Source organism: Yersinia proxima (assembly GCF_902170785.1).
Classification (GTDB): domain Bacteria; phylum Pseudomonadota; class Gammaproteobacteria; order Enterobacterales; family Enterobacteriaceae; genus Yersinia; species Yersinia proxima.
This window is the reverse complement of record NZ_CABHYG010000016.1, coordinates 413,109-427,008: the sequence shown is the minus strand read 5'-3', so window position 1 is coordinate 427,008 and position 13,900 is coordinate 413,109. Positions and strand designations below refer to the sequence as shown.

Below are 13,900 nucleotides of genomic sequence, written 5' to 3'. Positions count from 1 at the left end.
GATCATCTTTGGTGGGGAGTTGTTGTGATGGAGGCATGAGAGCTTAGTGAATGGGGCAAAAATGGGGCAAAAAATTGCCGCAAGATAGCTCATTATCACCAAGTGTATTGAGTTCGCTTGCGGCAAGGCTTTGTTTTAATCACATCAACTCAGAATATCCCATTAAAACTAACTTCATTTCACCATAACACGATGTTAAGATTTGGCAATCAAGACGCTTAGATGTTTAAACGGCTAAATGACGAAATTGGCTAAGCATAGATAAAATTGTGCTAATGATTTTTTTGCGCTAACCAATGTCGTCATGCCGATTGCAGTGGCAACATGCCATAGCACATCAACACCACAACAGGGATATGCAATGACAGAAAATGTACAACTCGGCGCGCTGCTAGCCGCCTGCCACTGGATTGGCGAGAAGGGCTGGTGCCCAGCGACCGGCGGCAATATGTCCCTGCGACTGGATTCCGCTCAATGTCTGGTTACGGAGTCGGGCAAAGATAAAGGGAGTTTGACTGCGGATGATTTTTTGCTGGTGGAGACGGCCAATAACCATGTTCCCAGCGGGCGCATCCCGTCAGCGGAAACGGGCCTGCATACCCTGCTTTATCGGCTGTACCCTGAAATCAATGCGGTATTACATACTCACTCGGTGAATGCTACGGTGTTATCGCGCGTCGAGCGTAGCAATGAGTTGGTATTGCACGGCTACGAGATGCAGAAATCCCTCTCAGGGCAACGCAGTCATCTGGATAGCGTGGTGATCCCCATTTTCGATAATGATCAGGATATCCCGGCTTTGGCACAGCGAGTTGCCGCGCTGGCTGATAATCATCCATTACGTTATGGCTTTTTGGTCCGTGGGCATGGTTTGTATTGTTGGGGAAATAGTGTGTCTGAAGCCCGTCGTCATTTGGAAGGGCTGGAGTTTTTGTTCCAGTGTGAACTGCAACGCCGTCTGTTGGATGCCAATTTTAAAGTGGGGGCAAAATGATTCAGGCAATAGTGACCGATATTGAAGGCACCACTACCGACATCCGCTTTGTTCACCAAGTGTTGTTTCCCTATGCTCGTGAGCGGCTGACGCCTTTTTTACGTCAACATCAGCAGGATGAAGAGGTTGCGAACGCACTGCTCAGCTTGCGGCGTGAAATTGAACAACCGGATGCAGATATTGAAACTCTGATTACCACATTGCACAGTTTTATGGATGAAGACCGCAAATCTACTGCACTAAAAGCCATTCAGGGCATTATTTGGCGCAGCGGCTATCTGCAAGGTGATTTTCGTGGCCATCTGTACCCCGATGTTGCGCCGCAACTGGCTGATTGGCAGCAGCAAGGGCTGAAGTTGTATGTCTATTCATCCGGTTCGGTTGATGCTCAGAAATTATTGTTTGGTTACAGTGATGCAGGTGATTTACAGCCATTATTCAGTGGTTATTTTGATACCCATGTTGGGGCAAAGCGCGAAGTGAGCGCTTACCAAAATATTGCTAATCAGCTGGCTATTGCCCCGCAAGCATTGCTGTTTTTATCTGATATCCGCCAGGAATTGGATGCCGCACAGCTTGCCGGTTGGCAGACTTGTCAGTTGATTCGAGATCTTCCCGATAGCGAAAGCCGTCATCTCCAAGTCAGCCGTTTTGATGAAATAGACATAGAGGGTTTTACAGCATGAGCGGATTAACCATTTTTAGTGATGAGCAGCCAGAACAGCCGCTGTGGCAAAGCCGCGATGCTGAGGAAATTCAACAGCAATTGACCGCTATTGGCGTACGATTTGAGCGCTGGCAGGCGGATCGCGAACTGGGCGAGAACCCACAACCGGACGCTGTGATTGCAGCTTATCAGCATGAAATTGACCGGCTGGTAGCGGAAAAGGGCTATCAGAGCTGGGATGTGATCAGTATGCGTCCTGATAATGAGCAGCGTGAAGTATTGCGCGAGAAATTCTTATCAGAACATACCCACGGTGAAGATGAAGTGCGTTTCTTCGTCGAAGGAACCGGGTTATTTTGCTTGCATCTCAATGATAAGATTTACCAAATTCTTTGTGAAAAGAATGATTTACTGTCAGTTCCAGCGGATACACCACATTGGTTTGATATGGGTTCTAAACCGAATTTTACCGCTATTCGGGTATTTGATAATCCAGAGGGTTGGGTGGCGCGTTTTACCGGCGATAAGATAGCCGATGCCTACCCGCGCTTAGACTAATCCCCTTCGTCCTTAAAGCCGCAGGGGTGTTAGCTACGCTCGCTTACCCGAATCACTTACTTGAGTAAGCTCATCGGGGTGCGTTCGCTTGCTGCCTACCTGCGACTCCAATGACTTTGGGGATAATATTTCAGATACGGCTAATTCTTCGGCTGGAAGAATCCTGCGGCGACTTGTTCTGGCGTGATAACACCGCTATCTAGCACCCAGCCACTGATTAATGCGGCTGGGGTAACATCAAACGCCGGGTTATACACCGGCGCATTCGCAGGTGCCCATTGGCAATGGCCGAAACCGCCTGATACCCCTTTGACTTCGCTGGCATCCCGTTGCTCTATGGGGATGGCCGCGCCATTTGGGCAGTCAGGATCATGAGTGGTATGCGGGGCCGCTACGTAGAATGGAATGCGGTGATAATGCGCCAATACGGCCAAACTGTAGGTACCAATCTTATTCGCGACATCACCATTCGCCGCAATACGATCAGCGCCCACCCAGACAGCATCGACTCTGCCCTGAGCCATCAGGCTGGCAGCCATCGAATCACAAATTAATTGATAGGGAATCCCTAATTCGCCTAGTTCCCAAGCGGTTAAGCGACCACCTTGCAACAATGGGCGGGTTTCATCTACCCACACCTGCTTGATCTTACCTTGCTGATGCGCTTTCAGTAGCACACCGATAGCTGTACCAATGCCCGCAGTGGCGAGCCCGCCGGTGTTGCAATGGGTGAGTAAGTTGCTGTCAGGCTTAACCAATTGCACCCCATGCTGGGCAATCCGCTCACATAACTCGCGGTCTTCCTCTACCAGACGCAATGCTTCGTGAGTCATGGCTGCAACCCAATTAGCCTGCAATAACGCCTGCTGCATCCGTGCCAAATTATTCATTAAATTCACAGCGGTTGGGCGTGATTCCCGCAGCGCAATCAGTGCTTGTTCCAGTGGGGCTTGCGGCAAACCGCGCTGTGCCAACAAAGCCAACAGCAGGCTGGCTGATAAGCCAATCAATGGTGCGCCGCGTACGCGCAGCGCTTGAATATGCTCAATCAGCAATTCTACCGTATCAGCAGATAGCCATTCCCGGCGCTGTGGCAAGGCTTGTTGGTCAAGTATCCACAGTTTTCCATCAACAATCTTTAAGCTGGTCGTTTGTAAATCAAGCGTGTTAAGCGTCTGCATTGTCAGTTAAATCCATGTTGCGTTATTGCATCTGGTTTCTTATTCTGCCAACATATCTTACGGATGTGTAGACGTCTATATGGTTTTACGCCTAAATACGGATTTTTTTGCTCGAACAGGTAATAATTTCACGGCTAAGCAAATGGTTGGCGGTGAGTGAATCAGAATCAGATAAAGAATAATGAGGTTGAAGATGTCGCGCTACCATACATTTACTGCTGCGGATGCCGTTGAATATGCTCGCCAATTTGGTCAGGTAGCTGACCCACAATCTTTAGTGACTGCCGACGAAATTGGCGATGGGAATCTCAACCTGGTGTTTAAAATCCGTGATGCTGCCGGGATTAGCCGGGTGATTGTTAAACAAGCGCTGCCTTATGTGCGTTGTGTGGGAGAGTCCTGGCCGCTGACCTTAGATCGCGCCAGAATTGAAGCAGAAACGCTGTTAACACATAGTCAATTTTGTCCACAACATACGGTGAGTATTTTGCATCACGATGCCGAGCTGGCGGTGATGGTTCAGGAGGACTTATCTGATCACGAAATCTGGCGCAGTGAATTAGTTAAGGGAAAATACTATCCGCAAGCGGCGGGGCAATTAGCTGAGTATTTAGCGCAAACCTTATTCCATACTTCCGATTTTTATCAGTCGGCTCAAGCTAAAAAGGCTGCAGTCAGTCGCTATATCAATCCAGAATTATGCCAAATCACTGAAGATCTGTTCTTTACTGATCCCTACATTGATCATGAGCGTAATAATTTCGATCCGGATTTATTACCAGACGTGCTGGCATTACGTCAGGATGATGCGCTCAAGTTGGCTGTCGCTTCGCTAAAGCACCGTTTTTTGAGCAAAGCCGAAGCATTGCTGCACGGTGATATTCACAGCGGTTCCATTTTTGTTGCCGAGGGGCGGCTGAAAGCCATCGATGCCGAGTTTGGTTTCTATGGCCCGATAGGTTTTGATGTGGGCACTGCGCTGGGTAATTTACTGCTCAACTACTGTGGTTTGCCGGGATTAGCTGGCCCAAGGGACGCGGCAGCGGGTCGTGAACAGCGGTTGAAAGATATTCATCTTTTGTGGGAGACCTTCGCCCACCGTTTTCTGGCATTAAGCGAGGAAAAAACACAAGACTCAGCGCTGGCAATGGTGGGCTACGCCCAGCTATTTCTACAGCAGGTTTGGCAAGATGCAGTGGGATATTGTGGCAGTGAATTGATCCGACGCACCATTGGGTTGGCCCATGTGGCTGATCTGGATAGTATCGCTGATAATGAGATGCGCCGGGCATGCCAGCAGCATGCTTTGAGTTTGGGGCGAACTTTGATTTTGGCGGCATCAAGCATAGATAGTATTGATAATTTGATTGCACGCATTAGGCAAAATGGATAGCAATCATTATTTATAGCTAATATGAATGAAGATACAATAACCCCGTTAAATAATGCGGGGTTTTTTATTATGTGAATGACTATTGGATATAGTCTTTATAAAAACAAAAAAACACACCTTTAATATTTAAATAAATAATTTATTATTCAATTGGTTTGAAATGGTATTAATTTTTTTTGCTATCATGATTGTTTTTATCTATAACTTATAGTTTTCATGCTTTTAATTGCAATGAGTTTGCTTTTGACAGTTTGTTTTTATTTAGGCTATATATTTCATTTGCTTGCGTTATTACTCTGCTATCTATAATAAATTAAAATCCTCTAATAAGTTATTTGAATAAGATGTAATTATTATTTAATGTTGATTGTGATATATCTACCATAAATAACTATTTGTTATAAATATGAAGTAAACATTAGTCTGAAACGACAGAGAACCCTCTTTAGGATATTTATAACCATTACAGTTAACTCATACTGTTTAATTTTATTTTTTATAAAAACACAACTAAAAACAAACCCTAATGGGCCAGCATTAAATAACTGAGATTTTATTTAAACTGGCATTCTCATCATGCTAAGCAGGCGTATTTTATGCGATATCTTTATTATCCAGAAAAATCACGGCATCAGACTGATTTTAGCTTTACAGTAATAATATTAATCCTTTTTTTTTGCTCACAGGTAGTTGCTGCTCCTCAGGTAATAAATGTACCGAATGCTGGTGCGATTAGTAACGAGATACGGCAAACCACACAAGAACCATTACTTGCGCCACAGAAGGCTGAGGTTAAACTTCCGCTTTTGATTTCCCCTCTTTCGTCCGGAGGCTCTACAGCGACGGAAACAATCTATTTACGTGAGGTTAGATTCGAGGGGGATACCCAGTTATTACAGTCTGGTGACGGAAATAATAAAGCGCTACGTGCAGCTATTACTCCCTGGTTAGGGCAGCGATTAACCTTTAACGATTTGCAAGCCATGGCTTTGGCGGTCACTCGTTTTTATCGACAGCAAGGATTTGTTGCCGCTCAGGCAATATTACCTCCTCAAACTATTAGTCAAGATGTTGTCGTTGTTCGTATTATTTCTGGTCGATTAGATAGACCAGAAATTAATAATAAGAGCCGGTTAAATACTGACTTTACTACTGCCGTGATTGAAAGTAATAGTTGCAGCAAAGAGGTTGGGATCTTTGGTGATAAAGATTGTTCTGCTTCTCCGGCTGAATTATCTCATCTTGAAAGAACGGCTCTTATTCTTAATGAAATACCAGGAATTGATGCTGCTTTGACATTAAAACCAGGAACCCAATCGGGAATGACGAGAATTTATGCTGATATTAACCCAGGCCAGGCTGCGATGGAATATATCGGTGTAGATAATCAAGGTAATGATTACTCTGGACATAATCGGTTATTAATCGGAGGGGCCATCAATAATCTCACGGGATGGGGCGATCAATTACGAACCGATTTGATTTTATCCAGCTCAGCAGATGTATTCAATGGTATGTTGGACTACAACTTTCCCATTAATACCTATGGCACTCGTGCAGCGCTAAATTATAGCTATCTGGATTATACCCTGAAGGGGCCTTTCGAAATATTGGATGCACGAGGTCATTCTAACCGTTGGGGTATTAATCTACGCCATCCGTGGATACGCAATTCGGCGGTGCGGATTGATGCAAATGCGGGCTACTATCAGAACAGAATGCGCGATTCACTGATTTTGTTACCAGAACAAAAACGCAATCTGGATGCCGGTGAGTTTGGTTTTGATGGCACTTTCTCCGCAGTACCGCGCGGGCTAAGTCATTTTAATTTACTGGGTACAGCCGGTCATCTTTCATTGGATGACGAATTTAGTCGAAGCATGAACTCATTGACTGGCATTGGCGGTACTTTTGCTCGTTTTAATTATCACGCGGGTCATGATCAGGGTTTGGGTTCTTATTTCTCTTTTTTCAACCAATTTACCGGCCAAATGGCCAATAAGAATCTTGATAGCTCACAAAAACTGCTGTTGGGAGGCCCATTGGCGGTTCGGGCTTACGGTATTGGTGAAGGTGCAGTAGATAAAGGCACACTTTTTACCACCGAATTACGGATTCACTGGCAACCTCTACCTCCGGTCTGGGCTGGCACCGGCAATCAAATCACGGTTGCAGCATTTTTTGACCAAGGGTGGGGATCTTATTTTCGTCAGCCTATCGAGGGGGCAACGGGAAATAATATCAACCTGTCTGGTTTTGGTGCCTATATCACACTCTCTCGCCCGGCAGATTATTTCTTGAATCTGACTTGGGCACATCGAACTGGCCAAGCCGCCACTGCTCAACCGGATAACAACCAACTTTGGCTTAGCGCTTACAAGTTGTTTTAGCGCTTATTGGCATATTTGTCAGATTTAATGGACGTGAATAATGAACAGTAAATTATACAAACTTATTTTCTGCCGTCGGTTGGGATGCTTAATTGCTGTCGGAGAATTGACCCGAGTTTATGGTCGATCATTTTCGTCTTTCGGCAAAAAAATTATTAATGATAGCCATACGAAGGTTGGAAAATTAAGTTGCCTGGCTATTCTGACGGGATTAGCACTCGGTACATTACCCCTTTTGGTATTTGCCCACCCTTCATTGCCAGTCAATGGAAATATTGTGGTCGGTCAAGGGAGGATGGATGTTAATAACACCACTCTTACTGTGACTCAGCAAAGTGATAAGTTGGCGATCAATTGGGGTAGTTTTGATATCGCGCAGGGAAACAGCGTTATTTATAACCAGCCAGGGCAGCAGAGCATTGCACTAAATAGAGTGCTTGGTCGTGATGTATCCCAAATATATGGCAACCTGAAAGCAAATGGTCAGGTTTTTTTACTTAATCCAAATGGCATTCTGTTTGGTAAAAATGCACAAGTTGATGTCGGTGGTTTAGTCGCCAGCACTAAATCAATGTCTGATCATGATTTTATTAGTGGATGCTATACGCTGACTAGCCAAAAACAGGAAGGCAAGTTGGTTAATCAGGCAAATTTGCGCACCACCGAAGGTGGCTATATCGCATTGATTGGCCAGCAGGTTGATAATCAGGCGTCCGGTGCAATCAATACACCGCAAGGGAAAGTGGCATTAGCGAGTGGGAGTCGCGTTACTCTTAGTCTGGATCACGGGAACTTACTTGGAGTACAAGTTCAGGGTGAGCAGATCAACACGTTGTTGCAAAACGGTGGGTTAATTCAGGCTGATGGTGGCGTTATTCAACTGACCACCCATGGTAAAGAGATGCTAATGAATACGGTGATTGATAATACCGGTATTTTGCAGGCGCGTGGTTTATCTGAAAAGAACGGTGTTATTTACCTCAATGGTGGCAATGAGGGGGTGGTGAGCCAGCAGGGAACCATCAATGTGAGTAGTCAGAAGGGGAATGGCGGAAATGTTATTCTAATCGGTGAGAATATTCATTTGGTTGCTGCGAGCAAAATTGATGCGCGTGGCGCTACGGGTAGCGGCAAAGTACTGGTTGGCGGCGACTGGCAGGGCAAAAATAAACTGATAAAAAATGCTCGTTCGGTCGTGATGGATAGCGGTGCGAATATTGATGTTTCCTCCACACATCAAGGGGCAGGCGGCACCACAGTCTTATGGTCTGAACATTACACTGGTTTTTATGGTGATATTCATGCCCGTGGCGGGCTACAGTCAGGTGATGGCGGGCAAGTAGAAACATCCAGTAAGCGTAATTTGCAGTCTTTTGGGCAGGTTGATGTCAGCGCGATGCTGGGTAACAGTGGTAGTTGGTTACTCGATCCGGCAGAGGTAAATATTGTTGGTAGTGGGGCTGAAAATGGGGTGTCGGTTCAGGTTGGTGATATCCCTGTTGGATATGCGAAGAATGCACAAATTTTCGCGCCAATGGCCAATATTACGCAAATCTTAAATACCAGTATCAATGCACAACTTGATAAAGGCACCAATGTCACGATTACCACCAGTAATGGCAGTTTAACGAGTTGTCGCTGGTGTAATATTACGCTGCAAGCTGATATCAATAAAACCGCTGGTGGCGATGCAATGCTGACGTTACAGGCTGACGGAAATATTGTTATTAGTAGTCATAATATTACGGCTACGGCAGGAAAACTGAATCTTAACTTATTGGCAGGAAATTCTATATTAGATTCGAAAATAACATTAAATAATAGTGATGTGATATTAAATGGTGGGGACTTATTGGTAAAACACGCCAATATAAATAATACAGCGCGCATCAGTATTATGGGGGGGCGATATCAGGTTGGCAATCTGACACTGGAAGGTAATACCAGTGTGGCATCCCAGGTTGGTGTCAATATTAGTAATTCCGCTAATATTATAGTGGCAGGTAAAACACGTATAACCGGTGAAAGTAGTAATGCTAATCGGCAAGGGTGGCGTGGTATTGATATATCCGGTGGCTCTGTTCTGACTGGAGCGGGTGATATGTTATTTACTATGATATCTAATTCTAAAAGTTCGTGGATGGGGACATTCACGAATGCAACCGTTATTAGCGATAAAAATATCACCTTCCAGGCCAATACCAATGGTAGTGCATCAGGAGGGATCGATTTTACTAATGGGAATGTTGTTGCTAAGTCTGGTAGTGTTTTATTGGATGTAAATGGGGGGGTTATCACTCAGACTAATTATGGATTGCGAGTTCAAAATTCACAGATTAGTGGAGATAATATCAATGTTGGAGTAAATGTAACAGGGGCTAATGGTTTTCTACTAAAGGATAGTAATATTACAGCAGTCGCAGGTAATATTAGTACAAATGCGACGACGAATAATAAAGGGATTTTTATTTCAGGTAATACTAATCTCAATGCCAGTAGCAATATAAAATTGCAAGGTATTACCACTAACTCAACGGTTGCAGGTGCTGATGCAATAAGAATAAAAGGTAACACAAGTAGTATTCAGGTCAATATGACGGCCGGTGGCAATGTATCTATGACGGCAGTAAATAGCGGAACAGCAGTTGGCAGTACTGTCGCAGTAGATTACGCTAATATAAAATCCCATAACGGTGATTTTAATTTAAATATTAGCGGGGTCAAAGGTAGTCATTTTAGTAATGCCAGTATTAGTGCTGATAATATTATATTGAATGGTAATGTCAGCGATAATGATGTGGTAGTGATGACTAACACTTTTCTTACGGCTAAAGGTGATATTAACGCCAATTTAAGCTCGCCAAACCATAAGGCATTATATTTTAAAGGCAATGGTGGGATAAATGCTGGGCAGAATATATCTGTAGCTGTTAATACCTCAGGTGAGAGTGTTGAAGCGGTGACAATCACTGGAACTACATCTAATAGAATGAATGTTAAGGTAGGAAAAGATATATCAATAATAGCCAATAATCATGGGAGCATGACAGGGGCTGGTATTGGTATTGATCATGTCAATCTTGAGTCAAAAAATGGAAAATTAACAGTAAATAACAATGGATCAAAAAGTCTCGGTCTCGCCAATGCAAACATTACAGCAAATGAAGTTAATTTGATATCTAACACTAGTCGCGCTGATGGATTAATAATCCGGGAAGTAAATATTACGGCATTAGCGGGGAATATTAATGCCCGTGCTACCTCGAGTAATAGAGGTATTGTTATCAAGCAAAATACAACATTAAATGCTCAAAAGGATCTTATGTTAGCGGCTACAAGCAGTACCGCGAGCGAAGCCATTATAGTGCAAGGATTATCAGATGAGTCACGTAGCACTTTAATTGCACAAGGGAATGTCAGCTTAAAAGGTAACAATACTCAGGGGGCTAACCCGCGCTCATCAGTTAATCTGGCAAATGTTAGTTTGACCTCAGTTGGAAGGAATATTGATATTAATAGCTCGTCAACCGGTAATGGAGATGTTTATTTTAATAATGTTGACCTTAATACCGCAGTAGGTAATGTTGCGGTTTATGGTGAAGCACTATCAGCGTTATCCACTGCCACAAATTCTGTATTAAGTCTGGGGGGGAATAACAGCATCAAAGCGCTAAATGGCTTACTTATTGGCAAAGCGATTAATACTACCCAAGGTGCAGGTACCCTATTTAGAGCCAATGGCAGCTTATCTGTTGACGGAAATATTGCGATCCAGGGTGAGACCGATGGTAGCGGTGCAACACGCAATGGTATGGCGTTTTATGGTGCCAATACACTTAATATTGCTAAAGGTAGTCAATTATCTCTTCTCGGTGAAAATACAGGTTCACAAATTACTGCTGACGGAAATGGCATTAGCTATCTAAGCCCTAAAGATTTAACTATTAATAATAATGGTTCTCTAAAAATGGAAGGGCATTCAACCAGCGGAACCGGCATTAACTTCCCTGTCAGTAATAATACAGTTGTATTAAATGGCGAAGGTGAGACGCTAATTCAAGGTAGCAGCGTTGTTGGTAGCGGGGTGGCTATTTCCGGTGTAATCAATAATGGAAGCGGCCCTGTCACGATTGAAGGAACCAGTACCTATGGTTCTGGGGTTCACTTATTCAGTGCCGAGCATCAAATTAATCGTATTAATGTGGCTGGAAGTTCAATTCAAGCTGAAGGCTTACATATTAGTGGTAATGCCACCATTACCGATACTGCTCTAACCGGAAAATCAATTAATGGTAGTGGCATGAAAGTCGATTCATTACCTGGTTCTGGTGTTATCTCCCATACAGTACTTGATAATGCGACACTGAATGGTCGCAGTGCTCATGGCATAGGGATTGAGACCAGCAGTGATATAAACGGTATTCATCAGAGTATGATTAATGGTACTACTGATGGATTTGGTTATGGTATTGATATTGCTGAAAATTTACATGTTACGGGCACCAGTGAAACGGATTTACTCACTTTGCAAGGGGTTGCGACGACAGGAAGTGGTATTGGGATAAAACTCAATGGTAATAATGATTTAAGCAACACCAGTTTAAATGGTTCAGCTATTGATGGTATTGCTTTAGATATTTCCGGCTCATTGACCAACAGTGGCAATACCCAACTAAACGGCATCGCTTTAGGTGACGGCGTGGGGGTGCAGATTAACGGAACACTCAGTAAGGGTACTGTCAATGGAACTTCAGACCGCGGGGTCGGTGTGCAGATCAGCGGCTCACTAGATGATAGCCGTATTAATGGTATTTCGGCCAGTGGCAATGGGGTAAGAGCCGACGCTGAAACTGTTCTTAACAACACAATGCTTAAAGGTGCTAGCCCTGATGGCAAGGGCATCGAAATCACTAGCAATTTGTCAGGTAATTATGGCAGCTCAGTACACGGCGAGACTACCAACGGCATAGGAGTGGATATTCATCAAAATGCCACGCTCATTGGCAGCGGGGCTGACGATCTGTTGGGGGTTACCGGTGATGTCATCGGCGGTATAGGCACCGGTGTACAACTCAATGGCAATAACACACTGGATAACACCACATTGGCCGGTAATGCTACCGATGGTACAGGTATTGATATCGGCGGCTCACTGATCAGTAAAGGTCATAGTACGGTTGACGGCAAAGCCACGGATGGCGGTTATGGCGTGCAACTGAATGGGGCCATTGCAGGTGGTACGGTCAACGGGACTTCAGATATTGGCTCCGGCATCAAGGTCGATGGCGACAGTGAACTTGATAATGCCACGCTGAATGGCAACAGCCCGGAGGGTAAGGGCATCGAAATCGCCGCTAATCTGACCGGAAATCATGGTAGCGCGGTGCACGGTGAGACCGCCGAGGGTAGCGGGGTGGATATTGGCCCGAATGCCATGCTCACTGGCGGCGGAGCTGACGACCTGCTGGGGGTCACCGGCAACGCCATCGGCGATGTCGGCACTGGTGTGCAACTCAACGGCAATAACACGTTGGATAACACCACATTAGCCGGTAATACCACCGATGGTGCAGGTATTGATATCGACGGCCCGTTGACCAATAAAGGCAATAGCACGATTGACGGTAAAGCCACGGACGGCGGTTACGGCGTGCAACTGAACGGGGCCATTTCGGGTGGTACGGTCAACGGGACTTCAGATACCGCCTCAGGTATCAAGGTTGATGGTGACAGTGAACTTGATAATGCGACGCTGAACGGTAACAGCCCGAATGGCAAGGCTATTGAAATCGTTGCTAATCTAACCGGCAATCATGGTAGCGCGGTGCACGGCGAGACCGCCGAGGGTATCGGGGTGGATATTGGACAGAATGCTACGCTCACTGGCGGTGGAACTGACGATCTGCTGGCGGTTACCGGCAATGCCAGCGGCGATATCGGCACCGGTGTGCAGCTCGACGGTAATAACACACTGGATAACACCACATTGGCTGGTAATGCCACCGATGGCCATGGCGTAGAGATAACCGGCCCAGTGTCCAACACCGGTAATACGACGATTAATGGTAATGCCACTGGTGATGGTCATGGTGTTCATATTGATGGCTCAATGAGTGGTGGTTTGGTGAATGGTCATTCAGCTAATAACCACGGCATTTTTCTCAATAATAAGGCTGTGATAACTGAGATGGCGCTTGGGGGAAATACTGGTTCAGATAAGCCACCTATGTTTATAGCTTTGCCGGAAAATATTGGTAGCAATATCACTATTAATGGCAAACCAGTTGATAAGCATAGTTCTGATGGCAGAACTAAACCTGACCCAGCATCAGCACAAACACCAATATCAACTCCAGCCCTAACACCAATATCAACTCCAGCCCTAACACAAATATCAACCCCAACCCCGACTTCAACCCTGCTCTCTGAGAGAAAAACAATATCAAAGCAGATAGCACCGCCTCAGGAGGAAAGTAAATTTGGCTCCTTACTCATAAAGCGAAACCAGATCCTCAGCTCGCTTGACGAACAAATCTTGCCGCCGCCTGTCGTGACTGAATCAGAGCGTGATATCGCGGCCAATATCAGTATCGCAGTTTGTATCCCTAAGGGGGTAGCCACTGAGCGCGGGTCTTGCGATACGCATATTTTAGGAAAGTGGAAGCCCCTGACCAAGATCTCAGGTCAGGAGTAGCAGGCTTGTTAACTCGCTAAATT

Annotated in this window: 7 protein-coding genes; 6 read left to right on the top strand and 1 reads right to left on the bottom strand. The window is 45.1% G+C overall.

The annotated features are described in order from the left end of the window. Positions 1-361 precede the first annotated feature (361 nt). The 3 genes from FTB31_RS15655 to FTB31_RS15645 are packed head-to-tail and all read left to right on the top strand — an operon-like array spanning position 362 to position 2,219. Positions 362-994, top strand: coding sequence for a methylthioribulose 1-phosphate dehydratase (locus tag FTB31_RS15655; RefSeq protein WP_175628041.1), 633 nt, complete (start codon positions 362-364; stop codon positions 992-994). Further along, complete coding sequence (mtnC, locus tag FTB31_RS15650; RefSeq protein WP_077174575.1) at positions 991-1,680, top strand: acireductone synthase; 690 nt, start codon at positions 991-993, stop codon at positions 1,678-1,680. The genes FTB31_RS15655 and mtnC overlap by 4 nt, the downstream gene beginning before the upstream one ends. Next, the gene (locus FTB31_RS15645) at positions 1,677-2,219 is read left to right on the top strand and encodes a 1,2-dihydroxy-3-keto-5-methylthiopentene dioxygenase (protein WP_019082498.1); all 543 of its coding nucleotides are present in this window, start codon (positions 1,677-1,679) and stop codon (positions 2,217-2,219) included. The genes mtnC and FTB31_RS15645 overlap by 4 nt, the downstream gene beginning before the upstream one ends. A gap of 140 nt (positions 2,220-2,359) precedes the next feature. Here FTB31_RS15645 and mtnA read toward each other — a convergent pair whose 3' ends face one another. Continuing rightward, a complete protein-coding gene (mtnA, locus tag FTB31_RS15640) occupies positions 2,360-3,400 on the bottom strand; it encodes an S-methyl-5-thioribose-1-phosphate isomerase (RefSeq protein WP_077293625.1) in 1,041 nt (346 codons plus the stop codon). Between the two features lie 193 nt (positions 3,401-3,593). Here mtnA and mtnK point away from each other — a divergent pair, with 193 nt between their 5' ends. The 3 genes from mtnK to FTB31_RS15625 all read left to right on the top strand — a co-directional run bounded on the left by mtnK (position 3,594) and on the right by FTB31_RS15625 (position 13,877). Then, complete coding sequence (gene mtnK / locus FTB31_RS15635; protein WP_227731535.1) at positions 3,594-4,793, top strand: S-methyl-5-thioribose kinase; 1,200 nt, start codon at positions 3,594-3,596, stop codon at positions 4,791-4,793. A 596-nt stretch (positions 4,794-5,389) separates the two neighbouring features. Continuing rightward, complete coding sequence (locus tag FTB31_RS15630) at positions 5,390-7,183, top strand: ShlB/FhaC/HecB family hemolysin secretion/activation protein (protein ID WP_227731534.1); 1,794 nt, start codon at positions 5,390-5,392, stop codon at positions 7,181-7,183. A 40-nt stretch (positions 7,184-7,223) separates the two neighbouring features. Next, on the top strand, positions 7,224-13,877 hold the full coding sequence (locus tag FTB31_RS15625; protein WP_227731533.1) for a two-partner secretion domain-containing protein: 6,654 nt from the start codon (positions 7,224-7,226) through the stop codon (positions 13,875-13,877). The last annotated feature ends 23 nt before the right edge of the window (positions 13,878-13,900 follow it).